We start from the raw sequence: 24,437 nt of genomic DNA, 5'->3' as shown, positions 1-24,437 counted from the left end.
TAATACAGGAATCCTGATAATCGAGGCTCGGATTCACACCGCTCTCGGATCCCCGCCGACGGACTCGTTCGCACAGGTCCGCGCCGCCGAATCGGGCCGGGTCGCAGCCAGATCGGCCGCTACGGGGTGCGAACCGGCCTTGGCTACGGACCGGCGGGCAGCGAAAGTGAACGAGACAGTATCGTCTCGAAACTCGGACCGAGGTGTGGAATGCGACCGCTGCCGGAAGTGGCGCCGGTCAACGAGTGGTTCTGGCGGGCCGGAGCCGACGGGAAGCTGCGTATCCGGGGCTGCACGGAGTGCGGCACACTCGTGCATCCGCCGACGCCGATCCGCCCGCGCTGCCGCAGCCTGGCGCACGCGCCGGTCGCGGTGTCCGGCCGGGCGACGGTGGCCGGGTACACGATCAACGCGCGGCCGGCGGACCCGGCTCCCGGCGCTCGCGGCGGAATGCGGACGGTGTTGCGCCGCTGTAGTTCTCGAAGGCCCGGGTGAAGGCCGCGGCGCTGTCGAAGCCGACGGCTGTGGCGATGCTCATGACGGTGCCGGTGGTCTGCACCAGCAGGGTGGTCGCCTGCAACAGCCGGCTCTGGTGCAGGTACTGCCGCCAGGTCATTCCGGTGGCGGCACGGAAGCGGCGGCGCAGGGTCCGCTCCGAGACGGCTACGGCCCGGCACACCTGTGGCAGCGTGGCCGATGCCAGATGGTCGTCGGTCCAGCGCATGGCCTCGGCGATCAGCCGGTCCCGGGTGGCCGGGAGATGGAAGGGCTGCTCGTCCTCGAGCCATTCCACCACCAGATGCGCCAGCGCCTCGAAATAGGCGTCGCCACCCGCATCGGTACCGGATCGGTCGATGGGCCAGCGGGCGGTGTGCACGGTCATCTCCCGCAGCAAGGGCGGGGCGTGCAGCACGCGGGCACGGAAGGTGGTGTCGCGCACCAGGACCGGATCGAAGAACACCGATACCGTGCGAACCTCACGCAGGATCGACCGGTGTGCCAGGCCCGCCGGGATCCACACCGCCTGCCGCGGCGGTGACCGGAACCGGGCCCGGGCGGTCTCGACCTCGATCACACCCTCGACCGCGTACTCCAGCTGATGCAGATCGTGCCGATGCCAGGCGGCGCCGGGCATCGTGCCCGCGAACACGTACGACCCGGCGGTGACCCCGGAGCCACCACGCAGGCTCACCATCCGGGAATCGGCCGCTGGGAGCAAGGAATCGGCCGCCGCGGCGGTGCCGGTCACCACCGGCCGAGCGTACCAATGGATGCGGGCCCGCCACCGCGCCGGGCGCGAATCACACCGGCGCGCACCGACATCCACGAACGGAGCACACCGTGAACCAATCGCATCTGAGCTACCTGGCGAGCCCGGCCTGGGCCGACACGCTGCGAATCCGGCTGCTGCCCTGGCTGCGCGAACATGTCGCCGACCTCGGCGCGGTCCTCGAAATCGGCCCCGGCCCCGGCCTTTCCACCGACCTGCTGCTGGAACTCGGCGCGACGGTCACCGCAGTCGAGATCGACCCCGACCTGGCCGACGGGCTGCGCCGGCGACTGCCGGCCGCGACCGTGATCCACGGTGATGCCGCGGCGGCGGACCTGCCCGCCGGCCACTTCACCGCCGCGACCTGCTTCGCCATGCTGCACCACCTGCCCTCACCGGAGCATCAGGATCGGTTGTTCGCCAACGTCCGGCACGCCCTGCGCCCCGGCGCGCCGCTGCTCGGCACCGATGCGATCGACTCGGCGGCGATCCGGCACGGTCACCTCGACGACACCTTCGTCCCCGTCGATCCCGAGACCCTGCCCGCCCGCCTGACCGCCGCCGGGTTCGAGCACATCACCGTCACCGCGCACGACGAACACCACTTCCGTTTCAGCGCAGTCGCTTCCGCGTAGGCACGGCACGCGGTGGCGGGTCACGACTCGTCGACGACCTCGACGCGATGATCCGCCACCACGCGGCCGGTCTCGTCCTCGATGCGGATGGCCTCGATACTCGATCGGACCTCCGGATCGACCCCGTTCACGAAGTGCAGCTTCAGTTGCGGTGGTTCACCGTCGACCCAGTATTCCGGGTTGCTGTGCGAGATGACGAGATGCCGGCGGACCTGCGCTTCCAGATCCTTGCGCGCACTCGCCTGGGATGCGGGATCGTTGGTCTTGACCTCGTGCCACACCCGGCCGTCGCCGGTCACGACGTCGACCTCGCCGGTGAGCCGGACGCCCGCCGGCGTCACGACATCGATCGGCGCACCGAGGTCGGAGACGCCGTCGAGTCGCGTGGCCATCCGGATCTCGCCCTCGTAGCCGCGGATGTTCGCCTCGGGACCGTGCAGCAGCGCGTCGTTGACCATGCTCCGGGTGATCGGTTCACCGGCCGCGCTCCTCGCGTGCACCAGGTCCGAGAGCCGGTCGACGATGCCGCGATGGGTGTCGATGCCCGACTGCCAGCGGCCCGTCTTCTCCGCCAGCTCCGGCGATTTCGCCAGCAGTTCGTCCAGGTGCCGCTGGGTGGTGTCGAGACTCCGGCCCATGTCCTCGATGCGGGCGGTGGCCGCGCCCAGTTCCGGCTCGGTCAGCGGCGCCTGCTGATACCGGAACGTCCGGGCGAGCCGATCGGCGAGTGTGTCGCCGTCCCGGGCGGCGACCGTCTCCACCTGCCGGAACCACCCGTCGGTAGTGCGGGAGGCGATCCCGTCGACGATCCGCTGCGCCTTCTCCGACTGTGTGAATGCCTCGGCCTGCCGGGGCGCGAGCCGGTCCACGACATCGGAGGAGAAGCCCTGCCGGGCGAATCCCGCGCGCGCGTCGAGCAGTGACCGGCGATAGACGCTTTCCAGCGCCGAGCTCCGATACGTCTCGTAGCGTTCGCGCAACAGGCGGGTCGCCTGGTCCACGGCGTCGCGTTCGGCGCCGCTGTCCGCGATCCGGGCCGCGGCCCGCTGCAACGACTCCGGCAGCGGCCCGTGCTCGAGCTCCGCGCGACCGGCGAGCCGCCGCAGCGTACCGTCGGCGAAGAACGGTCCGGGGCGGGGCGCACCGGCGGCGGACTCGCGCAGTACCGACGGCAGTTCGATCCGGTCGGCCCAATCGCCGGTCCGGGCGCCGGCGTCGTGCGCGATCAGCTCCCGGGTGCGGCCGTCCCGGAGGTAGTCATCCACCAGGCGGCGAGCGCCGGCCTCGGTCTCGCCGCGCCTGCTGATCGCAAACCTGGTGCTGTGCAAGAAGTCTCGCCGCACGGCGACCTCGCGCCCCAGAAACTCCGTCCGATACCGTTCCAGGACAGCGCGTTCGACCTGTGCCGCGGTCGCCTCGTCCACACCGGTGGCGCGCAGCCGCGACATCAGGCCGTGTATCTCGCCCGGGATGTCGTCGCCCGCGACGCCGCGGTAGGCCGGCAGGCGCTCGCCGCGGTCGGCGGCGGCGATCAGGCGGCCGCCGAGTTCCTCGGGTCCCTGGTAGCGGCGCACCGAGCCGACGACCTCGCCGGAGATGTTCTCCACCCCGTCGTGCAGGAAGACCCCGACGCGCCGGCCCAGCAACCGGCTCAGATCGTCGCGCGTCCGCCGCAGCATGTCCCCGGCGACCCCGGTCATCCCCGGCGCCTCTCCCCGGACCGGCGGCGCACCGGCGGGGCCGGTGGTCCACTGGCCATGGGAGTGAACTGTAAGCGATTCGAATCCTTTCGGCGTTCTCCCGCATCCACCACCGAAAACACGGCCGGAACGGGAAGGATGCGCCGGGGACAGGTTGGGTAATACCGAGGTATTATCGTGGCAGCGTGACGTACGAGTGGTGGATCGGCTCGGGCCGGTTCTTCGATCGGGCCGGCGTGCGGCGGTGGGAGGTGATGGACGTGTTGTACTCGTCCCACCGCTGGCCACGGCCGGTGACGACACCGGAGGGTTCCCCCGCGCTGACCGTGTGGGGTCGCACCGAGGAGGGCCGACCGCTGGTGGTGCTGCTGCGCCGGCTGCACTCGGACCTCGACACCTGGCAGATCCTGCTGGCCGCGGAGATGCGGCCGCACCAGTTGCAGGAGTACACCGCATGGGAGGCGGAACGATGAGCAGGAACTACGAGCCGCAGCCTGACCTGGATCCGGCCGACATCCTCGATTCCCTGGTGTTCGACGACACCGCGGCGGTGCCGCCGCTGCCGCCGACCGCCGAGGAGCTCGAGCGCGGCATGGTCACCATGACCTTCAAGCTGCCGGCGGAACTGCGGGAGCGATTGCGCGACACCGCGGCCGATCACTGTGTCACCTCCAGCATGCTGGTCCGGCAGTACCTCGAGATGGGCCTGGCCGCGGAGCAGCCGCAGCGGATGATCCCGCTGTCGGACGCCATCCGGGTGCTGAGCAGTCTGCGGCCCACCGCCTGAGGGCAGTTCGCGGCCCGAGGGTGGGTTACGGCTCACCGCAAGAGAATTCGACTACCGCTCGCGCGAGGCCAGTCCGCACCACCGAGATCCCGGGAGTGCCATGTGTCGCTTGTTCGGATTGTCGGCCGCGCCGCATCGGGTGCAGGCCACCTTCTGGTTGCTGGACGCTCCGGACAGCCTCGCGGCGCAGAGCCGGCGCGAGCCGGACGGGACCGGGCTGGGCACCTTCGGCCCCGGCGGGTCGCCGCGGGTGGAGAAGCAGCCGATCGCCGCCTACGAGGACACCGCCTTCGCCCGCGAGGCCCGCGAACGTGAATCGGTCACCTTCGTCGCGCACATCCGCTACGCCTCCACCGGCGGTCTCACGGCGGCCAACACCCATCCGTTCCGGCAGCGCGATCGATTGTTCGCGCACAACGGCGTGGTGCGGGGCCTGCCCGAACTGGACGCGGAGCTGGGCGACTACCGGCGGCTGGTCGCGGGCGACACCGATTCCGAACGCGTCTTCGCGCTGATCACCGCGCGCACCGACCGGCACGGCGGCGATGTCACCGCGGGGATCACCGACGCCGTCGCCTGGATCGCCGACCGGCTGCCGGTGTTCGCGCTCAACCTGATCCTGATCAGCGCGACCGAGCTGTGGGCGCTGCGCTATCCCGACACCCACGAGCTGTTCGTCCTCGAACGGCCCGCGGCCGGTCGCCACCTCGAGCACGTCGGCGGCGCCGGTACCGTGCACGCGCACAGCCGCCGCCTGGCCGACCTGCCCGCGGTGGTGGTCGCCAGCGAACGCATGGACGACGATCCGGGCTGGCGGCCGCTGCGCTCCGGTGAACTGCTGCACGTCGACGGCCGGCTCGGTGTCCGTTCCGCCGTCGTCCTCGATTCCCCGCCCCGCCACCGTCTTTCACTCGCCGACCTCGGGACCGTCGCGGCGGCATCGCAATCCGAGACCGGCCGCGCACGCTGACGCCGTCGCCTCATCACCCGTCCGGCGCCTCGAAGGCGAAGGGCCCGTGGGAAAGTCGCTGGTCCGGTCGCGCCCGGTCGGCGAAAGGCCGCAGGTGCAACCGCATCCGGTGGTCCTGATTCGCCGCCTCGCCGTCGGAGTGCCGGCCGCGGGCGTAGTCGCCCTGCCAGGTCGGGCGGCCGGAGGCGGTTTCGCGGTCGCCCTGCATGAAGTCGGCCCGCGAGCCCCGCCAATGCTCGTGTTTGAGCCGCAGCCCCTCCGCGGATTCGATCGGCCGCAGCTCCGGGACGAACTGCTCCAGTTCGGCGCGGCGCTGCGGGACGATCATGCAGATCGGTTCGCCGGGTTCGAACCGCACCGGCGTCAGCGGCCGGGTGAACTTCCAGTTCATGGTGAAACCCGCACTGGACCAATCGGTTTCGACCAGCCCCTCGAGCGGGTACAGCGCGTCCTTCGGATGGTTGGCCGGGCCGCGCACCAACAGGTTCCATCCCGGCGGCGTGCGGAACACGATCGGGATGTGCCAGGTCAGGATGCCGTACCCGAAGTGACTGATCGGCAGCAGTCCCTCGGGGCCCGGCTCCGGCCGCACGCTGACACTGGCCGGCGTCTCGTCACCGAGCCACACCGCACCGAACGCGCGGGTGTTGTGCACCACCCAGCCGCTCTGATTGGCGATGAGCATCGGCAGGCACCGATTGGCCCAGCCACCCCTGGTCGCCGTCATCCAGTCGCGGGTGATCGGCGCCGGGCTCATCGGCGGCGCGCCCTCGTGCAGCCGGAATCCGATCAGCCGATACGTGTCGCCGCCGGATTCGCTGCTCATGTCCACGCCCCGAATCAGATTGCCGCGGATACCCTCGCAGTGCTCCGCACCGCCCGTATCGCTGGATGTCCCCGGCGCCGTTCGCAGCATACGACGCGAGCGCGCCCGGCCGCCGCCGATTACCCCGATTTTCCGTCAGCTCAGCAGCGCGCGGCCGTACCAGTCGGCGGTGTCGGTGACGCCGGGGAGGACGAAGAAATAGCCACCGCCGAACGGCTGGACGTAGTCGGTGAGCGGCTCCCCGGCCAGCCGGGTCTGGATGGCCTCGAACTGGCGCCGCACATCCTGCTGGAAACAGGTGAAGATGTGCCCGGTGGCCAGGTTGCCGTTGGGGTCGACGCCGAGGTCGTAGTTGTAGGAGCGGCGGATCAGCTGCTGGTCGGCCGTGTCCGGGGTGCGCGGATTGGCCAGCCGGATGTGCGAGGTGAGCGGGATGACCGAACCCTGCGGGTCGGCGGCGTAGTCGGGGGTGTCGAATTCGTTGTTGCCGTCCAGCGGCGCACCGGAGTCGCGGCGGCGGCCGAACATGTTCTCCTGCTCGTTGGTCGAGACGCGATCCCAGAATTCGACCAGCATGCGGATCAACCGGACCACCTGATAGGTGCCGCCGCGGGTCCACGCCGGTTCGTCGGGGCCGTCGGTCCATACCAGTGAGGTGGCGGTGCCGCCGGTGGGGTTGGCCGTGCCGTCCTTGAATCCCAGCAGGTTACGGCCGGTGCCGGACGGGCGCGGCGGGGAGTTGTAGCCCTCGATCTTCCAGCGCAGTTGCAATGCCCCACGCGTCTGCCGGGTGATGTCGCGGATCGCGTGGTGCACGGTGTCGGGGTGGTGGGCGCACAGTTGCAGCAGGACGTCGCCGTGCAGCCAGGCCGGGTCGGGAGCGTCGTCGGGGAAGATCCGCATCGGCGTGAGCCGGGCCGGTTTGCGGGCCGCCAGGCCGAACCGGTCGTCGAACAGGCTCGCCCCGACACCGGCGGTGATCGTGAGCCCGTCGGCGGGGACCTCGGGCCCGAGCACGGCGCTGTCGGACGGCGGTTCGCCGAGGCCGAGATCGGCCGGAGCGCCACCGGCGGTGAGGAACCGGGCCCGGCCGGTGAGGGTCTTCAGCAGATCGGCGAGGTCACCGCGCGCGGCGGTGACGTCGAAGGCGGCGAAGCAGGAGGCGTTCTGTTTGTCGGCCGGGCCGGGGGTGAGCACACCGGCCTGATGCACGCCGTGGAAGGGATACGACGGCGCCGCCACGGGCCCGCCGGTGGTCGCCGCGGCGGCGTCCACCCGGGCGCCCTCGGCGAGCACACCCGCGGTGAGGGCGGTTCCGGCCGCGCCCGCGGCGGCGCCGGAGAGGAAGCTGCGGCGGCTGACATTCATCGTGGGTCCTGACCTGTGGTGTCGTCGGAGTGGGAGCGGGTGTCAGTGGGCGAGCGGCACTTCCAGCAGCCGCGGCACCCTGGCCAGGGCCTCGAGCGCGGCGCCGAGCGCGGCGGTGACGGCCTGCCGGGCTGCCGCCGGGGTCTGTCCGGGCGCCCGCCAGCGACCGCCGTCGCGGGTGGCCAGCAGCGCGTCGTGCAGCGCGTCCAGCCGGGTGCGCAGGGTGGCGCGCAGCGTCGGCGCGCGCTGATCGAGCAGCGGGCCCAGTTGGTCGAGTACGGTGGCGGTGACCTCGACATCGGCCTGGGTCAGCGGATAGGCGGCGCCGGAACCCTCGTCGTCCATGCCCGAGAAATGGTCGCGCAGTGCGTCTTCCAGGATCTCGTGGGCCCGGATCGGCAGGTTGGACGGATCACCGGCCAGATCGGTGTCGCTCAGCTTCTTCTGCACGGTGGCGAGATCGGCGCCCAGCTGGTCGGCGATCGGCGCCAACTGGTCCGGGGACTGGCCGTGCCACAGCCCGTATTCCAGCCGGTGCAGCCCGGTGAAGCCGGGATCGGCGACGCCGCCGGGCAATCCGCCGGGCAGGCCGTCGACCGCGGTGCCCGCGTCGCCGAAACTGTTGTAGGAAGCGCCGACTCGTTCCCACTCCTGCTGTGCGGTCAGCCAATTCGCTTGCGCGGCAGCGATGTTGCGCGCGCGCAGATCGCGGCCGACGGCGGCGGTCGCGGCGGCCACCCGGGTCAGCGCCGCGGCCGCGTAGGTCTGGTAGGCGTTGTTCGGCGGGGTCAGGTCGTCGGTGGAGACCGGTGTCACCGCCGCCGGGGCGGTGGCCGCGCCGCCGGTGACCTGCACCGTGCGCGAGGACGCCGCGGGCTTGCCCGACATCAGGCAGCGAACGGTGTAGGCGCCGCTGTTCAGGGTGGCGGTCAGCTGCGCGGTGGTGGCGGGACCGATGGTCTCGATCTCGCCGGCCACCCCGCCGGCGCCGTCGAGCAGGTAGATCTCCCCGGCCTTCGCGGTGGTGTTGTGCACCGCGAAGGTCTGCGAACCGGTGTGCCCGGACGACCATTCCGGGGCGCACGCGCTGTCGGTGATCGACACCGCCTGGACCGAACCCGCGCTGCCGGAGGGCAGCAGCGCGATGGCCAGGCCCGCGGCCAGCACCGGGACCAGCACCAGCACCCCGGCCACCAGCCGCGGCCGGGGTCCGGCGACCCGCTCCCACCAGTCCGGCCGGGCCGCGGCGGCGGGCTCGGCCGCCGCCGGAGCGGGGGCGCCGCCACCGGCGCGGACGAACAGCGGGATCACCACCACGAGGTAGACCGCCCAGGCCACCACCTGGAGCACGGTCATCTTCGGCGACAGCTCGGTGACGCCGGTGATGATCGAGACCCACCAGGAGTTCGGGTCGAGGTGCGCGGTCAGGTCGAAGGCCACCCAGTGCGCGCCCGGCAGGATGTTCGCGTCCTGGAGGTCGCCGAGGCCGTAGGACAGCACCCCGGCGGCGATGACGATCAGCACCAGCGCGGTGCGGTTGAAGAACACCCCGAGGTTGAGCCGTACGGCCTGGCGATACAGCAACCAGCACACCGCCACCGCCACGATCAGCCCGAGCACCGCACCCAGCAGCGGTGCGGCGGTGGCGCCGGAGGCCTTGACGGCCGTCCAGACGAACAGCGTGGTTTCCAGGCCCTCGCGGCCGACGGCGAGGAAGGCCGTGATCGCCAGCGCACCGGCGCCGATCGCGGCCGCACGCGCCACCTCCCCGCGCAGCTGCCGCGACAGCGACGCGCCCGTGCGCCGCATCCAGAACACCATCGCGGTGACCAGGCCCACGGCCAGCACGCTGAGCACACCGCCGACCGCCTGCTGCCCGGAACTGGACAGCACGCTGGTGGAATAGGTCAGCACGGCAGCGAAACTGCCGGCCAGCGACACCGCGCCCAGCAGGCCCAGCCACACCGGCGCGGTCGACACCGGCCGGCCCGGCGAGGACACCTTGTGCGCGGCCGCCAGCAGGATGGTGACGACGAGACCCGCCTCGAGACCCTCTCGAAGGCAGATCAGCAGATTCGGAACAGCTTCGGCCCAGCTCACCTCAATAAGGTAAGGCACACCTTTATCCCAGGTCCAGCAGGGGTTCCAGAAACAGGTGCGACAGTAGCGGACGGCCGCCGGCTGACGCCGATCGGAGTGTCACGCACCGAGGCGGTGCAACACCACCAACGGGATGACCCGGTCGGTGCGGCGGGTGAATCCGGCGAGCGCGGGGGACAGGGACAGCAGCGTGGACCAGAGCGGTTCGCGGGCGGCGCCGGTCAGCACCTCGGCCCGGACGGGAACGGTGTCGGCGCCGACCTCGACGGTGACGTCCGGATTCGCCCGCAGGTTGTGGTACCAGCCCGGATGCCGGGACGCGCCGCCGTTGGAGGCGACGATCGCGAAACTGCCGTCGGCCCTGGGGAAGTAGGCCAGCGGGGTGATGCGCTCGCGGCCGGAGCGGGCGCCGACGTGGTGCAGCAGCAGCATCGGGGCCCCGCCCAGTACGCCCTCCACCCGGCCGCCGCCGGCCCGGAACGCCGCGACGATCCCGCTGTCGAAGTCAGTCACGACCTATACCGTAGACCAGTCCGAAGTTGCCGTCCGGCCGCTGCTCGAGGCTGCGCAGTTGGAGTGCGCGCCGCTTCTCCACCGTCGTGAACAGGCCCGTGCCCGGGCCCACGATCAGGGGGTAGACGATCAGCCGCAGTTCGTCGACCAGCCCGGCGTCGAGGGCGGCCGCGGCGATCCGGGCGCCGCCCATCAGGTAGATGTCCTTGCCGGATTCCCGCTTCAGTGCCGCGAGATCGTCCAGACCGGGCAGGATCCGGGTGTTCGGCCAGGTCGTCTCGGTGAGGGTGGAAGAGACCACGTAATGCGGTATGCCCGGGGCGATCCGGGCCCACTCCAGTTCGCCGGGGGTGGGCACCAGGCCGGTCTGCGGGGTGGGCTCGGCGGGGTGGGCCAGGATGCCGGTCCAGTACTGTTCGTAGCCGGGGAACATGCCGCCGCCGAGTACGCACGCGTCCACCTGCGGGGTCAGGCCGTAGTCGTCGGACCAGCCCGTCACCCAGTCCGCATAGCGTTGCGCGCCTTCGGTCCGGCCGTCGGCGGAGATCTTGAAGGCGGCGATGAGTTTACGCATTGTCGTTGTCTCCCACTGTCATCGGAGCTGGGTGTGACCGAGACGGGCCGCGTACCGGTCCCGCAGCTCGGCCATGGCATCGTCGAAATAGGGCGGGGTGCGCCCGGCCAGCCGATCGGCCAGCAGGTCCAGATGGGCGTGCCAGCCCGCGCTGTAGTTCAGGACACCGGCGGGACCGGCGATCCGGCGATGGGTGACCACCAGCCGGACCCGATCGCCGACCGGGGTGAGTTCGAAGGTCACCTCGGAGCCGTCCTCCCAGGTGTGGGTCAGCAGGCGCGGCGGATCCCAGGCCAGGATGGTGGTCGGCATCAGGTGTTCGTCGACCGGGCCGCGTGGCTCCCCGGTGAGCTCCGCATTGCGGAACACGTGCGCCACCGTGCCGCCGACGCACGGTTCGACCTCGCCACCGGCCAGCCAGGTGCGGCGTTTGCCGGGCTCGGTGAGGAAGGCCCAGACCCGTTCGATCGGGCCGCGCACCTCCCGTTCGATGCGCACGGTGTCCGGGGTGACCAGGGTGCCGTATTCGCTCATCGTCGTTCCTCTTCCGGGTCGTCGGCCGCCAGGGCCGCTTCGAGTGCGTCGAGCCGGTCGTTCCAGAACCGCTCGTAACGGCGCATCCAGGCGACGCCGTCGCGCAGCGGGGTGGCGTCCAGCACGCAGGTATGGGTGCGGCCGTGCACGAATCTGCGCACCATGCCGGCGCGTTCGAGCACCTTGATGTGCTTCGACGCCGCCGCCAGCGACACCGCGAACGGGGCCGCCAGCTCGCCGACCGATCGCTCCCCGCCGGCGAGCATGCGCAACATGCTGCGGCGGGTCGGGTCCGACAGTGCGTGGAAGATCGCGTCCAGCCGTTCCGGCGAATCCTCAACCACAAGGTTGAATATGCCAGGGGGCCGGTCGATTGTCAACCGAAAGGTTGAATGTTCGGGCGTAAAAAAGAGCGGCCGGGGGCGCGACGAATCGCGCCCCCGGACACCGGACCTCAGGCCGACTGCGCCTCCCACATCCAGTGCAGCTGTTCCAGCCGCGCGGTGATCTCGATCAGCAGGTCCTGCGTGACCGGATCGGCCTTGTCGGTGACCTCGATGCGCCGGCGCAGCCGCCGGATCACGATGGCCAGATCGGCGGCGATGGTGAAGCTGACGTCGTCGTCGCGCTGCCAGCCCGCCGGGAAGGCGTCGATGCCCGACCGGTCCGCGACCGCGCGGACCCGCCCGTCCGGGCTCACGCCGACCGCGGTCGCCCGCTCGGCCGCCGCGTCGGTGAACTCCCTTGCCGCGTCGACCAATTCGTCCAGTGCCAGGTGCAGCGACCGGAACCTGGGCCCGATCACGTTCCAGTGCGCCTGTTTTCCGATCAGCGCGAGATCGGTCAGATCGATGACGGTGTCGCGCAACGCGTCACCGGCCAGCCGCTGCTGCTCCTGATCGAGTTCGGTGGTGATGGGGTGAGCCATGTCCGCCTCCTTCGTTGTCGTGGCCTCTGCACAGGAGCTACCCGCTGCGGCCCGGAACTATCGGCCGGCGGCGAATTCGGCGGTGTGCCCGGCGAATCGGGCGGTCAGCGCGGGTGGGTCGCCCCCTCGAACAGGATGTGCAGGTCGTAGACCGCGTGCAGGCCGGTGGACACCGCGAACGCCAGGACGAGCAGGACGGCCAGGACGATCCAGCGGGTGCGGCGGGGGCCGGGCGCGGTGGTGAGCAGCGCGGCGACCCGGCGCGGCACCGGTCAGGCGCGGTGCAGTTCGCGGCCGGTGACGGCCAGCGCCACCGCCGGTCCGGCGTCTGGCACATCTTCGACGTTTGCTGTAGAAATTCTCGGAGAGCCACCGGGCACTATCGATCAGAGGCCGACGGCAGGCCGGAGTCCGGTGCGCGGGGGTCGCCCCACATCGATTCGCGGATATTCAGGGGATTCTCAGCTTGCCTTGCGGGTGTTCTCAGTGTTAAACAAGGATTGCCTACCCTTAGTAGGCGCCGCGACATCCCGTCCGCGGTCGTGATCGGATCGAGGTGATGTGGGCGTGTATCTCGCTCTGTCGACGCCCACGGTGGCGACGCAGCTGTTCGGCAGCGGGCTGATCGGACTGCGCGAGGGCCTGGAAACGGGCATCGTGGTGATGATCCTGGCGGCCTTCCTGGTGAAATCCGATCGCCGCGACCAACTTCGGTGGCTGTGGTCCGGCGTCGCGGTCGCGGTGCTCATGGTGCTGGCCATCTTCGCCGGAATCCATTATGGCACTTCGACGATCAGCGGCCTGTTCGCGGAGGCGGTGGCCGGAGTGGCCTCGCTGGTCGCGGTGTGCGTGGTCACCGGCATGGTGCTGTGGATGCGCGGCGCGGCCGCGCACATCTCCTCGGACCTGCGGCGCGGCCTGGCCGACGCGGTCGAGATGGGCGGCTTCGCGGTGCTGTCGCTGGCGTTCCTGGCGGTCGGACGCGAGGGGGTGGAGACGGCGCTGCTGATGGTCGGCTACGCCGAGAACACCTCCGGCAGCAGCTGGCCGCTGCTGGGGCTGCTGCTGGGCATCGTGCTGGCGGTGGTGGTGACCATCGCCCTGTACTTCGGGGCGGTCCGGATCAATCTCGCCACCTTCTTCACCTACACCGGCGCGCTGCTGGTGCTGGTGGCCGCGGGCATCCTCGGCTACGGCGTGCGCGCGTTGCAGATGGTCGCCTGGCTGCCCGGCAACAACACGCTCGCCTTCGACGCCAGTGCGCATTACGACCAATCCTCCTGGTACGGCACGACATTGGCGGGCCTGTTCAATCTTCGCCCGGATCCGACGGTGCTGCAGCTGGTCTGCTGGGCGGTCTACCTGATGGTGGTGCTGGCGCTGTTCCTGCGCCCGCGCCGCCGACCGGCCGCCGCGCCCGTGGGGACGACCGCGCACACCGTTCCGGTCGGCTCTGCGGACGGAACTCCGGCCTCGTGACGGCCGGTGGATGAAAGGAAACACAGTGAAACCGAAGTTCTCGCGCCGGAGGTGCCTCGTCGCCGGAGTGCTGGTGTCCACACCGCTGGCACTGGTGGCGTGCACGTCGAAATCCGACTCGGGTTCCGGCGCCATCGCGGTGACATCCACCGACTCCGAGTGCCACCTCAGCGCCGCGACCGCGTCTACGGGTCAGGTGGTGTTCAACGTCACCAACAACGGCTCGAAGGTCACCGAGTTCTACATGTACGCCAAGAACAACCGGGTGCTCGGCGAGGTCGAGAACATCGGCCCCGGCGTCACCGGCAAGCTGGTGGTCGACGTCTCCGATCCCGGCGAGTACGACACGGCGTGCAAGCCGGGCATGGTGGGCAACGGGATCCGCCAGGGGTTGACGGTCTCCGGTTCGCAGAAGGCCAAGTCCGATGTGCCCGCCGATGTGGAGCAGGCCAACGCGCGCTACCTCGACTACGTGCGCGGGCAACTGGACGGCCTGGTCGCGCAGACCACCACGTTCGTGGCGGCGGTGAAGTCCGGTGATCTGAACGCCGCGCGCAACCAGTTCGGGCTGACCCGCACCTTCTACGAGCGGGTGGAGCCGGTCGCCGAGTCGTTCGCCGATCTGGATCCGGCCATCGACATGCGCTGGGACGACACCGAGGACGGCAAGCAGCCGTTCACCGGCTTCCACCGTATCGAGCGGTTCCTGTGGCCGCCGGCGCCGGCGCGGGTCGGTGACAAGGGCGACGACATCACCAAGTCCGACCTCGACAACACCAAGACCGACACCAAGGACGCGATCTCCGCCGAGGCGGACACGCTGCTGAAGAACGTCACCGCGCTGCGCGACGAGGTCAAGAAGTCCGAGTTCACCTTCGAGCACCAGAGTTTCGTGAAGGGCCCGCAGGCGCTGGTCGACGAGATCGCCCGCACGAAGGTCGGCGGCGAGGAGGACCGCTACTCGCACACCGACCTGTGGGATTTCGCCGCCAACATCGACGGTTCCGAGACGCTGATCGCCGATCTGCAGCCGATGATCTCGGCGAAGAACCCGACGCTGATGGACAAGATCACCAGCCAGTTCCAGGCGGTGCGCGACGGTATCAACCAGTACCGCCAGGGTGACGGCTACCTCGCCTACACCGCCGTCACCGCGCCGCAGCGCAAGGATCTGTCCGACAAGATCGACGCCCTGTCGGCCAGCCTGTCGCAGGTCCCGGATCTGGTCCTGGGACAGTAGCACCGCACCCGCACCACGAGAACGGACCCCGCTATGACCGACGAATCCGCAGCCGCCGCGCGCCCGCCGCAGTGGCGCAGACTGTCCCGCCGGGCCTTGCTGGGCGGCGCGGCCGCGGGAGCGGGGGTCGTGGCGGGGGTGGCCGCCGGCGCCACCATCACCGACAGCGGGCATGTGGACGGTGCGGCGGCGACCGGCGACCGCATCGTCCCCTTCCGGGGCACGCGCCAGGCCGGCATCGTCACCCCCGTCCAGGACCGGTTGCACTTCGCGTCCTTCGACGTGGTCACCGATTCCCGCGCCGAACTGGTCGACCTGCTGAAGCGCTGGACCGCCGCCGCGGAGCGGATGACGCGCGGGGCGGAGACCGTCGACGGCGGCGCGGTCGGCCACGGCCGCTATCTGCCACCGCCGGATACCGGTGAGGCCCTTGGCCTTTCACCGGCCGCGCTGACACTGACCATCGGTTTCGGGCCCGGCCTGTTCGGCCCGACCCCGGTGACGCCCGGCCGCAAGGACCGCTTCGGGCTGGCCCGGCACCGGCCCGAGGCGCTGGTGGAACTGCCCGCCTTCGCCAAGGACGCGCTCGAGACCGCCCGCAGCGACGGCGATCTGTGCATCCAGGCCTGCTCCGACGATCCGCAAGTGGCGGTGCACGCGATCCGCAATCTCGCGCGGATGGGTTTCGGCGTGGTCAGTGTCCGCTGGTCGCAGCTGGGGTTCGGGCGCACCTCCAGCACCAGCCGCAGCCAGCAGACCCCGCGCAACATGTTCGGGTTCAAGGACGGCACCGCGAATCTGACCGCCGAGCAGACCGATCTGCTCGACCGGTTCGTGTGGGTGGCGCCGGAGGACAATCCCGCCGACGCCCAATGGCTCACCGGCGGAAGCTATCTGGTGGCCCGGCGGATCCGGATGGACATCGAGCCCTGGGACCGGTCGGCGCTGTCGGAGCAGGAGGCGGTGATCGGCCGCAGCAAGGGCGACGGGGCGCCGCTGGGCAAGGACAAGGAATTCGACAAGCCCGATTTCGTGATGACCTCGAGCGGGTCGCCGGTGATCCCGAAGACCGCGCACGTGCGGCTGGCCCACCCCGACAATCTCGGCGGGGTGCAGATCCTGCGGCGCGGCTACAACTTCACCGACGGTTCCGACGGCTTCGGCCACCTCGACGCGGGCCTGTTCTTTCTCGCCTACTGCCGCAACGCGGGCAACCAGTTCGTGCCCATGCAGCGCGCGCTGGCGGCCAAGGACGCGATGATGGAGTACATCACCCACACCGGATCGGCCCTGTACGCCTGCCCGCCGGGTCTCGGCGCCGACGACTGGTGGGGGCAGCGGCTGTTCGAGGCGTGAGCAGCGGTCCGCGACGATCCGGCCGGTCGCGTGGCCGTGGTGCCGGCCGTTCGAATCCGCGGTCGTCCCACCGCGTTCGATGGCGACCGCCGAGCCGGATCCGTCCGGCACCACAGTTCATCCGTACGGACTCACAACTTGATGATATTGCCCGTCGACGGTGCGCCACCGCCGGTCGGCGGGGGTCCACCCGCGGCGGCCTGGTCGGCCAGCATTCGATATTGCTGAGTGGACTTCTGGGTCTTCACCGTCCCGGAGACCGTGTACAGGTACAGATCACCGGACACCGAATAATCGTTTTCCAGGTTGTTGATGAAGAAGTTGATCTCCACCGTGGACATCTTCGACGCGCGGTCGAGAAATGCCTCCATCAACTTGGTGATCTGGTCGGTCGTCAGCCCCATCGATCGCATCGACTCGTAGGTCGATTCATAGGATGCCGACCCCTTGGCGTTCCCGAAGAACCAGGTCCACAGCGTCAGTTCCGCGCTGGTCGAGGTCTTCGTCTGCTCACGCACCGTCTCCTGCACGGAGGCACTCAGCATCGAGAGGGCAAGAGCGTTCAGGTTCTTGACATCCTCGCTGGTCAGGGCGGATATCTGGAGATTCGCCTTGATCGTCCCGGAGGCGTGCGCGGGAACGGTGTAGGAGAGACCGGTCAGCTGCCCCAATCCCGAGACCTCGATCGAGAAGGACTCCTCGGCCGCGCCCTCGAGCGGGTAGACGACCGGGGGCCAGGGATCGGTGTAGAAGACCTCGGTCTGGCGGGTTATCAAATTCGTCATTTCGATCCTCCTGTATCCGAGTAGCGAAAGAACGGAAAACAACCGCACCGGTGAGTTCTAGGTCGGCCCGGGCTCCTCGGCCGCACGGACGACATCCCCCGGCGCGCTCGGTATCGAGATGTTCAGCGCCGCGACGACCGCGCTGATGTGGTTGCCCACCGAATCACCGTCGGTGGTCGTGGAACCCCAGTGCAGGCCGACCACCTTGTTGGCGGCGGGGTTCACATAGACCGACCCGCTGTCGCCACCGGCCGTGAACGGTCCGGTATCGCCGACGACGGTGATCTGGTTCGACATGATCACCTCGCCGTACGGCGGGCCGACGGACTCCCGGATCGACGCCGAGATCGACTGGATCCGGCCGCTGGTCAATTCGGTGGTGCGGCCCCGTTTCCGGACCGCCATGCCGACCGCGGGTTCGCCGGCACCCAGCAGCTTGCCGATCGACACCACTTCGCTGATCAGCGCATCGCGTGCCGTCTTGACCGCTACCGCCGCGTCGACACCGTATTCCTTGCTCGCGATGGGGACGTTGCCGACGAACCAGCGCCGCAGTTCCGCACAGTTTCCGCACCACCCGATCGTGTTGTCGCTGCGCGCTTCCTGGCACATCTCGTCGCCGGGCTGGGCCAAGCCGTCCTTCAAGCACATGACGTGGTAGTTGCTCAGCATCATGGCTTCCTCATGGGCGTAGTTGCCCCGGACCATCAGGCCGAGCGTTCCGGCACCGTCCTCCAACCGGCTGGGGGCCATGCTGATTCCGCCGAGCAGCGGGTTGTAGCGCTTCGTGTCGGCCTTGGCCAGCGCTCGCTTCTCGGTGGCCACCGCCTGCGGCTGGAAGTCCGCCTCCTGCACCGCGACGGGGTAGTCCCGAATCGTCGTCGGCAAGCGGTGCGCCAGGTCGCCGGCGTCGCCGCGCAGATAGATGATGATCGCGAGCTCGTCGGTCAGCCTGCCGTTCTCCTTGCGCAACCCGACACCGATGCCGCGCACCGGCTCCAGAGCCAGGATCCCGGCTTGGACCTCCTCCATCGCCGACACCATCCGGTCGTGCAACTCGAGCTGTTCTGCCGATAAGGTCATGACCCTCCTCATGTCGGAGTTTTCCTGACATCCTGAACCGGCAAGGTCTGCACGGAACCTTCAGTGACACTGCCGCGGATACGCCCGAGCGGGCGCGAGGGAGAGAAGCAGGCACCTTGTCCCGCGCCACGACTGCTGCGGACGACAATTGCACGGCCGCCGGTCCGCACACGATGAACTGCGGCAATGCCCCCATTGATCATCCTCTCGTGCACTACCGCGGGCAAGACCGCAGCCGATATCGATATCGGCACCGGGCGTCGCCGGTGGCGATCCGGCACGGCATCGCCCGTTCGATTCGGCGAGATCGCCTCTCGCCTGGCAGCCGGCCGAATTATGCGACGCGGCAGGCAATCCCGCCGTGGAGCAGGTGGTCCGCGCGACCCGGTCGCGGATGCCGGGCGCGCGGAAGCAAGGTGCCGCGGCACTGCTACCGGCGGCTCGACCTGGGCATCATCGTCCGCTCGCAGTATCCGGTGGGGGTGCGGTCGCTGATCTGGTGTGGGCGGGATTACAGGGTTCGTTCCCGCGCCGCCGGTGGCGTGTTCCCGCGACGCGCCGGGATCGGCGGGCCGTCCCGGTCCCGGGCCTGGTCAACCGCGACGTCACCGCACAGGCGCCGGGTCGGTAGTGGGTGACGGTCCGCCGAGGGCGGCGGCCGGTGGCCCGGACGACCCGTCGACCCGGTCGTCGGCGAACCTCGGGCACACCGGTGCCGCGACGACGGTCGCGCCGACCGCGTCGGCGAGCGGTTCCCATTGCGCGGCATCGAAATTCACCGGCGACCTCAGCAGGATGCGGGAGCCGGGGCCCGGTTCGCGGTGCGACGGGCACCGCGCCGCTATCTCACCAGCGCCGCCGAGACTGCCGACGGCGCGCCGCGCTCCGGTGTTTGAACGGGCTGATTCGGGGAATCTCGCTCGTACCGACCGACCCCGGCGAAAGGCAGCACTCGTGAGCCTCGAAAACCGCACCGCCACATTCAGTTCCGCGATCGTGACGACTCCGCGAGCGGACGAGCTGGTGGTGAACTGGCCCGATCCCAGTCCGCTGCACGACTGGTGGGCCGAGGTCATGACCGGGAAGGCCGGTACCGACCGCGTCGCCGACGCCGCCTGAGCCGCCGCCGTGCTCGTCCTCGCGATCTCGCTCGCCGCCCTGCTCGCCGTCGCAGCCATCGCCGCGTGGGCCGTCCTGGCCGCCGGGTACCGGCGCCGGGTCCACCGGCATTTCCGCGAGCCGTCCGACCCGAACTCCGCCCGGCCGCCGGTCACGCCGCCGGAGCAGCCTCGCACCAGGACCCGCACCGCGTCGATGGTGTCGGTCATGACCTCCGGCGCTTCGCCGGTGCCCGCTGCCGCTTCGCCGGTGCCCGCTGCCGCAGTGTCCGGCCCCTCGATACTGACCACCGCCACACCGGCCGCCGGTCGGCGGCGGTCCGCCGCGGCGCCGACCGCGATGCGGTAACGGACGGCACTCCGCGCTACGGACCGGTCAGCTCAGTTTCTCGATCTGGGCGGTGTGCAGGCTGTGGCGGTGTTCCGCCTGTGCGTAGCGCAACTCCCATTCGTCGCGCTGCTCCTCGTACCCTTCCAGCCATTCGTTGGTGTCGGGGTCGAAGCCTTCGGGGAAGATGTAGTTGCCGTCGTCGTCGTAGCTGTCGGCCATGCCGTACTTGGACGGGTCGAACTCGGGGTAGTAGTCCTCATTGGCCTGCCGTAGCGACAGTGAGATCCGCCGCCGGTCCAGATCTATATCGATGACCTTCACCACCGCGTCGTCACCGACGGCGATCACCTGCTCCGGCGTCTCGACGCGATGTGCGGCCAGTTCGGAGATGTGTACCAGGCCCTCGAAGCCGTCCTCGACGCGAACGAACGCGCCGAAGGGCACCAGCTTGGTGACCTTGCCCGGCACGATCTGCCCGATCCCGTGGTTGCGGGCGAACCGCCGCCAGGGATCTTCCTGGGTGGCCTTCAGCGACAGCGACACCCGCTCACGGGCCAGGTCGACGTCGAGCACCTCGACGGTGACCTCCATACCCACCTGGACCACCTCGCCGGGGTGCTCGATGTGCGTCCAGGACAATTCGGCGACGTTGACCAGCCCGTCCAGGCCACCGAGGTCGACGAACGCGCCGAAGTTGACGATGGACGACACCACACCCTTGCGGACCTGGCCCTTGCGCAACTGGAGCAGGAATTCGCTGCGCACCGAGGACTGGGTCTGCTCCAGCCACGCCCGGCGCGACAGCACCACGTTGTTGCGGTTCTTGTCCAGCTCGATGATCTTGGCCTCGATCTCCCGGCCGACATAGGGCTGGAGGTCGCGCACCCGCCGCATCTCCACCAGCGAGGCAGGCAGGAAGCCGCGCAGACCGACGTCCACGATCAGGCCGCCCTTGACCACCTCGGTGACGGTGCCGCGGACGGCCTCGCCCTTCTCGTGCAGCTCCTCGAGCTCACCCCAGACCCGCTCGTTGCGCCCGCGGCGCTTGGCCGGACCCGGCCTGCCCTCCCGCTCACCCGGGGCGGCCTCCTCTGCGGCGGCGTCGCCCACGGCACCCGCGGCGGCGTCGCCCACGGTGGCATCACCAGCGGCGGCGTCACCCGCCGTGGCATCGCCCGCGGCCACATCGGCCAGCTCCGGGCCGTCTCCGACCACTCCGGCGTCGCTCACGGAAACGCCTGCGGCCGAGTCGATCTCGCGCTCGGCGGGCAGCTCTCCACCCGGGCTGTCGGGCACTGTGCCCGGGCCGTGGTGGCCGTGGTGGCCGTTGCGGTCGTTCCGGTTTCGATTGGTCATAGTTCCCCTCGCACGCAGTCTACCGACCGATCCCCGTTAGTCACCAACGACATTCGCGCCCCGCACCGACGGCCGCCACGACCGGACGACCACACCGCCGCCGCCGGGCCACGAATGAAATACAAGTCATACAGCTATTTTCGACGACGGTCCGCGATACCGCGCAGCCGACAGGCCCACAGGCTCTCACATCGGCCCGGCCGCGGGCGCCGGGCCACACCGTTGCCGCCCCCGGGGAACATTTCTCCAAGACGCCGGCCGCCGCCGCGGGCGACGCTACCGCTATGTCTGGAAACAAGGCTCCACTGGGCACCCGCCTGCTCCGGCGTGCCCATGATCGGCCGGACGCCACCGCCGCCGAGGTGATCGCGGCCCGCGAGCAGGCCAACCGGATCGCGTCCTCGCGCGCGGCGCGCATCGTCGCCGGGGTGCCCGACCGCCGGGCCCGCCCGGCGGTGACCACCCTGGCCCTGCCCGGCCGTGACCTGCCGCTGCGGGTGTTCCGCCCGCGACACGCGGACCGGCTGTTGCCGCTGATCCTGTCCTTCCACGGGGGCGGCTTCTTCGGCGGCACCGCCGCGCAGAACGACTGGCTCAACAGCCGGCTCGCGGCCCGCTGCCCGGCGGTGGTGGTCGCGGTGGAGTACCGCCTGGCTCCCGAACATCCGTTGCCCGCGCCCGTCGACGACGGGTACGACACGCTGACCCACCTCGTCGGCGCGGCCGCGGACTGGGGTGTCGACCCGACGGCGGTCGCGGTGCTCGGGGAGAGCGCCGGGGGCACCCTCGCCGCACTGCTGGCGTTGCGCGCGCGTACCGAGGGCCCGCCGCTGTGTGCCCAGGTGCTGAACTACCCGTGTGTGGACTGGTCCGAGACCATCGCCGACTATCCCTCGGTCGAACCGTCCGACGACCCGATGCTGCCGCCGTCGCGGCTGCTGCTGGCCCGGCGGCTGTGTGTGCCCCCGACCCTCGATCCGCGCACGGTCTCGCCACTGCTGTTCGACGATCTCGGCGGGCTGCCACCGGCGCTGATCGTCACCGGTGATGTCGATCCGGTGGCCGACCACGGCCGTCGCTACGCGGAGCGGCTGCGCGCGTTCGGCACCGCCGCCGACCTGGTCTGCTATCCCCGGGCCACGCACGCCTTCCTCAGCATCCCGGGTCTGGTGCCCGCCGCCCGCCCCGCGCGTCGCGATATCGTGGCCTTCCTGCGGACCCGGCTGTACCCGGCCGGATCGGCGCCACTCGTTTCCGCACCCCGGCGAGGTGACCATGGATGACATCGCATCGGCCCGCGACCTCGGGCTCACCGACGCGCACCTGCGCAATCCGGGCCCGCGCATGTGGTGGGGCAGCCCCTTCCTGCCCACCCGGCTGGTCAGCGCGACCGCGCGCTGACCACGGGCGCGGCCCCCGACGACCGGCGAGGTCCCGAATCCCACGGCCGACGCCAGGAATCCCACCGCCGCGACGCCTCGAATCCCGCGGGCCCCGACCGAGTCGGGGCCCGTTCATTTTTCGGCACGAACCGGCCGGACGGGACGAAATCGCGCGTACCGGGCGGTAATTCGGTGGCGTGGGTGGTGCCGGTCCGGCACCATGGCTGTTCGTCTTGCTCGAACACACGTGCTTCGAGAGGGGTTCCATGTCATCGCGGGGTTCTGCCCTCATGCTCGTATTACGTTACTACGGAAGAGAATTGACCCGCCGCAAGTGGTCGGCGGCGGCGGCGATGCTGGCCCCGGCACTCGGCAACGTCTGCCAGTTGTACGCCGCGCCGCTGGTGGTGGCGATGGTGGTGCATCGGCTGACCGCCGGACCGGCCGGGCCCGCGGCGCTGCTGCCCTACCTGTTCACCTTCGGCGGGCTGCTGTTTCTCGCGGAAGTGTTGTGGCGCATCGGATTCCATTACATGAACCGGATCGACGCGCACGGCATCGAGAGCCTCTACATCATCGCGATGGAGGCGCTGCTGGCCGAGGATCCGGCGTTCTTCCACACCAATTTCGCGGGCTCGCTCACCAAACGGTCGCTGAGTTTCGCCACCCGGTTCGAGGAATTCGTGGACACCCTGTCCTTCGATCTGGTGGCGTCGGTGGTGCCGCTGGCGTTCGCGGCGGTGGTGCTGTGGCGCTACGACCCGGTCCTGGTCGCGGTGCTGCTGGGGCTGATCGTGCTGACGGCGGTGCTGATCACGCCGCTGATCCGGCGGCGGCAGCGGCTGGTCGACGAGCGGGAGGCCGCGGTGGCGGCGGTGTCCGGGCACGTGGCCGACAGCGTGGCCAATATCCAGGTGGTGCGGGCGTTCGCGGCCGAACCCGCCGAGGCCGCCGAACATCGCCGCCGGGTCGCCGACCACCGGGTGAAGGCGATGCGTTCCTGGGACTATTCGAATCAGCGCATCGATACGGTGGTGACCCCGCTGGTGGTGGTCACCAATGTCGCCGGGCTGGCGATCGCGCTGGCCTCACACGGCCGGCACGCGGGGGTGGAGATGGTGCTGGTGGCCTTCACCTACTACTGGAACGCCACCTCGATCATGTTCCGGTTCAACATGATCTACCGCCGCCTGGAGAGCGCGCTGACCGAGGCCGCCCAGTTCACCGAACTGCTGCTGACCCCGCCGACGATCCTCGATCCCGCGGATCCGGAACCGTTGCGGCCCGGCGGCACCGAGGTGCGGTTCGAGCAGGTCGTTTTCGGGCATCCGGGCACACCGCCGCTGTTCCGCGGGCTGGATCTGACCGTGCCCGGCGGCGCCAAGATCGGCCTGGTCGGCCGCTCCGGCGGCGGGAAGTCCACGCTGACCCAGCTACTGCTGCGGATGGCCGATGTCGACGGCGGCCGGATCACCATCGGCGGGCAGGACATCTCCCGGCTGCGGCAGGCCGATCTGCGCAGCCTGATCGCCTACGTCCCGCAGGATCCGGGGATGTTCCACCGCACCCTCGCCGACAACATCCGGTTCGCGCGCCCGGGGGCCACCGACGCCGAGGTGCGGGCCGCCGCCGCGGCGGCGCACGTCACCGAGTTCGCCGATGCGCTGCCGCAGGGCCTGGACACCCTGATCGGGGAGCGCGGGGTGAAACTGTCCGGCGGGCAACGGCAACGGGTCGCGCTGGCCCGCGCCATCCTGCGGGACGCGCCGATCCTGCTGCTCGACGAGGCGACCAGCGCGCTGGACTCGGAGAGCGAACTGCTGGTGCAGCAGGCGCTGTGGCGGGTGATGGCCGGCCGCACCGCGCTGGTGGTCGCGCACCGGCTCAGCACCGTCGCGGGGATGGACCGGCTGGTGGTGCTCGACCACGGCCGTGTCGTCGAGGAGGGCACCCACGACGAACTGCTGCGCGGCGAGGGCAGTTACGCGCAACTGTGGCGGCGGCAGTCCGGGGGATTCCTCGGCGCGCCGGTCCGCGCCGGCTGAAAACACCCGGGCCGGGGCCTGTCCGGCCCCGGCCCGAGGCCGTTTCCGCTGCCGCGC

At 70.3% G+C, this 24,437-nt stretch carries 28 protein-coding genes; 13 read left to right on the top strand and 15 right to left on the bottom strand.

Annotated elements, in window-relative coordinates; all coding sequences use genetic code 11:
* The first annotated feature begins 210 nt into the window (after nt 1–210).
* A complete protein-coding gene (locus LBW94_RS11435) occupies nt 211–495 on the top strand; it encodes a Zn-ribbon domain-containing OB-fold protein (RefSeq protein WP_225053772.1) in 285 nt (94 codons plus the stop codon).
* Here the strand turns inward: LBW94_RS11435 and LBW94_RS11430 are convergent.
* Nucleotides 407–1,252 (bottom strand): AraC family transcriptional regulator, encoded by an 846-nt coding sequence (locus LBW94_RS11430; RefSeq protein ID WP_225053770.1) that lies wholly within the window; start codon nt 1,250–1,252, stop codon nt 407–409. The two genes, LBW94_RS11435 and LBW94_RS11430, sit on opposite strands and share 89 nt — an antisense overlap.
* A gap of 89 nt (nt 1,253–1,341) precedes the next feature.
* On the opposite strand from LBW94_RS11430, the gene LBW94_RS11425 reads away from it, so the two are divergent.
* Complete coding sequence (locus tag LBW94_RS11425; protein ID WP_225053769.1) at nt 1,342–1,905, top strand: class I SAM-dependent methyltransferase; 564 nt, start codon at nt 1,342–1,344, stop codon at nt 1,903–1,905.
* Nucleotides 1,906–1,925: 20 nt separating this feature from the next.
* On the opposite strand, the gene LBW94_RS11420 is transcribed toward LBW94_RS11425, so the two are convergent.
* Nucleotides 1,926–3,605, bottom strand: coding sequence for a hypothetical protein (locus tag LBW94_RS11420; RefSeq protein ID WP_225053767.1), 1,680 nt, complete (start codon nt 3,603–3,605; stop codon nt 1,926–1,928).
* Between the two features lie 185 nt (nt 3,606–3,790).
* Between LBW94_RS11420 and LBW94_RS11415 the strand changes: the two genes are divergently transcribed.
* The 3 genes from LBW94_RS11415 (at nt 3,791) to LBW94_RS11405 (ending at nt 5,362) form a co-directional block, all read left to right on the top strand.
* A complete protein-coding gene (locus LBW94_RS11415) occupies nt 3,791–4,078 on the top strand; it encodes a hypothetical protein (RefSeq protein WP_225053766.1) in 288 nt (95 codons plus the stop codon).
* Nucleotides 4,075–4,392, top strand: a complete 318-nt coding sequence (locus LBW94_RS11410) for a hypothetical protein (RefSeq protein ID WP_225053764.1) — start codon at nt 4,075–4,077, stop codon at nt 4,390–4,392. The genes LBW94_RS11415 and LBW94_RS11410 overlap by 4 nt, the downstream gene beginning before the upstream one ends.
* 100 nt (nt 4,393–4,492) lie before the next feature.
* Nucleotides 4,493–5,362: a class II glutamine amidotransferase gene (locus LBW94_RS11405; protein WP_225053763.1), complete on the top strand. Its 870-nt coding sequence runs from the start codon at nt 4,493–4,495 to the stop codon at nt 5,360–5,362.
* Nucleotides 5,363–5,375: 13 nt separating this feature from the next.
* Here the strand turns inward: LBW94_RS11405 and LBW94_RS11400 are convergent, their stop codons facing one another.
* The 9 genes from LBW94_RS11400 to LBW94_RS11360 all read right to left on the bottom strand — a co-directional run bounded on the left by LBW94_RS11400 (nt 5,376) and on the right by LBW94_RS11360 (nt 12,474).
* Nucleotides 5,376–6,188, bottom strand: a complete 813-nt coding sequence (locus LBW94_RS11400) for a DUF6065 family protein (protein ID WP_225053761.1) — start codon at nt 6,186–6,188, stop codon at nt 5,376–5,378.
* 135 nt (nt 6,189–6,323) lie between these two features.
* A complete protein-coding gene (locus LBW94_RS11395) occupies nt 6,324–7,556 on the bottom strand; it encodes a Dyp-type peroxidase (RefSeq protein WP_225053760.1) in 1,233 nt (410 codons plus the stop codon).
* Between the two features lie 42 nt (nt 7,557–7,598).
* Nucleotides 7,599–9,656: an iron uptake transporter permease EfeU gene (efeU, locus tag LBW94_RS11390; RefSeq protein WP_225053758.1), complete on the bottom strand. Its 2,058-nt coding sequence runs from the start codon at nt 9,654–9,656 to the stop codon at nt 7,599–7,601.
* A 99-nt stretch (nt 9,657–9,755) separates the two neighbouring features.
* Nucleotides 9,756–10,169 carry a nitroreductase family deazaflavin-dependent oxidoreductase gene (locus tag LBW94_RS11385; RefSeq protein WP_225053757.1) on the bottom strand — a complete coding sequence of 138 codons (414 nt, stop codon included), beginning with the start codon at nt 10,167–10,169 and terminating at the stop codon, nt 9,756–9,758.
* Nucleotides 10,162–10,743 (bottom strand): dihydrofolate reductase family protein, encoded by a 582-nt coding sequence (locus LBW94_RS11380; protein ID WP_225053756.1) that lies wholly within the window; start codon nt 10,741–10,743, stop codon nt 10,162–10,164. Before LBW94_RS11380 ends, LBW94_RS11385 begins: the two co-directional genes overlap by 8 nt.
* 18 nt (nt 10,744–10,761) lie before the next feature.
* Complete coding sequence (locus LBW94_RS11375; RefSeq protein ID WP_225053754.1) at nt 10,762–11,277, bottom strand: SRPBCC family protein; 516 nt, start codon at nt 11,275–11,277, stop codon at nt 10,762–10,764.
* Nucleotides 11,274–11,621: an ArsR/SmtB family transcription factor gene (locus tag LBW94_RS11370; RefSeq protein WP_225053752.1), complete on the bottom strand. Its 348-nt coding sequence runs from the start codon at nt 11,619–11,621 to the stop codon at nt 11,274–11,276. Before LBW94_RS11370 ends, LBW94_RS11375 begins: the two co-directional genes overlap by 4 nt.
* Before the next feature lie 110 nt (nt 11,622–11,731).
* Nucleotides 11,732–12,205 (bottom strand): Dps family protein, encoded by a 474-nt coding sequence (locus tag LBW94_RS11365; RefSeq protein WP_225053751.1) that lies wholly within the window; start codon nt 12,203–12,205, stop codon nt 11,732–11,734.
* Nucleotides 12,206–12,309: 104 nt separating this feature from the next.
* Nucleotides 12,310–12,474 carry a hypothetical protein gene (locus tag LBW94_RS11360; protein ID WP_225053749.1) on the bottom strand — a complete coding sequence of 55 codons (165 nt, stop codon included), beginning with the start codon at nt 12,472–12,474 and terminating at the stop codon, nt 12,310–12,312.
* Nucleotides 12,475–12,766: 292 nt separating this feature from the next.
* Here LBW94_RS11360 and efeU (LBW94_RS11355) point away from each other — a divergent pair, with 292 nt between their 5' ends.
* From efeU (LBW94_RS11355) to efeB, 3 genes are read left to right on the top strand one after another with little or no spacing between them, the layout of a single operon-like run.
* A complete protein-coding gene (efeU, locus tag LBW94_RS11355) occupies nt 12,767–13,684 on the top strand; it encodes an iron uptake transporter permease EfeU (protein WP_225053748.1) in 918 nt (305 codons plus the stop codon).
* Between the two features lie 25 nt (nt 13,685–13,709).
* Nucleotides 13,710–14,924 carry an iron uptake system protein EfeO gene (gene efeO / locus LBW94_RS11350; protein WP_225053746.1) on the top strand — a complete coding sequence of 405 codons (1,215 nt, stop codon included), beginning with the start codon at nt 13,710–13,712 and terminating at the stop codon, nt 14,922–14,924.
* Between the two features lie 33 nt (nt 14,925–14,957).
* Nucleotides 14,958–16,280: an iron uptake transporter deferrochelatase/peroxidase subunit gene (efeB, locus tag LBW94_RS11345; RefSeq protein ID WP_225053745.1), complete on the top strand. Its 1,323-nt coding sequence runs from the start codon at nt 14,958–14,960 to the stop codon at nt 16,278–16,280.
* 131 nt (nt 16,281–16,411) lie between these two features.
* Here efeB and LBW94_RS11340 read toward each other — a convergent pair whose 3' ends face one another.
* The 3 genes from LBW94_RS11340 to LBW94_RS11330 form a co-directional block, all read right to left on the bottom strand.
* Entirely contained in the window at nt 16,412–17,065 is a 654-nt protein-coding gene (locus tag LBW94_RS11340) for a hypothetical protein (protein WP_225053743.1), read from the bottom strand.
* 57 nt (nt 17,066–17,122) lie between these two features.
* Nucleotides 17,123–18,148 carry a S1 family peptidase gene (locus tag LBW94_RS11335; protein WP_225053742.1) on the bottom strand — a complete coding sequence of 342 codons (1,026 nt, stop codon included), beginning with the start codon at nt 18,146–18,148 and terminating at the stop codon, nt 17,123–17,125.
* Nucleotides 18,149–18,753: 605 nt separating this feature from the next.
* Nucleotides 18,754–18,927 carry a hypothetical protein gene (locus LBW94_RS11330; protein WP_225053741.1) on the bottom strand — a complete coding sequence of 58 codons (174 nt, stop codon included), beginning with the start codon at nt 18,925–18,927 and terminating at the stop codon, nt 18,754–18,756.
* A 217-nt stretch (nt 18,928–19,144) separates the two neighbouring features.
* On the opposite strand from LBW94_RS11330, the gene LBW94_RS11325 reads away from it, so the two are divergent.
* Together LBW94_RS11325 and LBW94_RS11320 are read left to right on the top strand one after the other, a co-directional pair.
* The gene (locus tag LBW94_RS11325) at nt 19,145–19,267 is read left to right on the top strand and encodes a hypothetical protein (protein WP_255633582.1); all 123 of its coding nucleotides are present in this window, start codon (nt 19,145–19,147) and stop codon (nt 19,265–19,267) included.
* A gap of 9 nt (nt 19,268–19,276) precedes the next feature.
* Entirely contained in the window at nt 19,277–19,615 is a 339-nt protein-coding gene (locus tag LBW94_RS11320; RefSeq protein WP_225053739.1) for a hypothetical protein, read from the top strand.
* Nucleotides 19,616–19,642: 27 nt separating this feature from the next.
* Here LBW94_RS11320 and LBW94_RS11315 read toward each other — a convergent pair whose 3' ends face one another.
* Nucleotides 19,643–20,953 carry a S1 RNA-binding domain-containing protein gene (locus LBW94_RS11315; RefSeq protein ID WP_225053738.1) on the bottom strand — a complete coding sequence of 437 codons (1,311 nt, stop codon included), beginning with the start codon at nt 20,951–20,953 and terminating at the stop codon, nt 19,643–19,645.
* Nucleotides 20,954–21,237: 284 nt separating this feature from the next.
* On the opposite strand from LBW94_RS11315, the gene LBW94_RS11310 reads away from it, so the two are divergent.
* The 3 genes from LBW94_RS11310 (at nt 21,238) to LBW94_RS11300 (ending at nt 24,380) form a co-directional block, all read left to right on the top strand.
* Entirely contained in the window at nt 21,238–22,236 is a 999-nt protein-coding gene (locus tag LBW94_RS11310) for an alpha/beta hydrolase fold domain-containing protein (RefSeq protein ID WP_225053736.1), read from the top strand.
* The gene (locus tag LBW94_RS11305; protein ID WP_255633581.1) at nt 22,229–22,354 is read left to right on the top strand and encodes a hypothetical protein; all 126 of its coding nucleotides are present in this window, start codon (nt 22,229–22,231) and stop codon (nt 22,352–22,354) included. Before LBW94_RS11310 ends, LBW94_RS11305 begins: the two co-directional genes overlap by 8 nt.
* Before the next feature lie 271 nt (nt 22,355–22,625).
* Nucleotides 22,626–24,380, top strand: coding sequence for an ABC transporter ATP-binding protein (locus LBW94_RS11300; RefSeq protein WP_225053735.1), 1,755 nt, complete (start codon nt 22,626–22,628; stop codon nt 24,378–24,380).
* Nucleotides 24,381–24,437 lie beyond the last annotated feature (57 nt).

Origin of the sequence: Nocardia sp. alder85J, from assembly GCF_020176955.2 — a bacterium.
Lineage (GTDB): Bacteria > Actinomycetota > Actinomycetes > Mycobacteriales > Mycobacteriaceae > Nocardia.
Note: the sequence above shows the minus strand (reverse complement) of the source record. Positions and strands in the feature narration are given on the sequence as shown.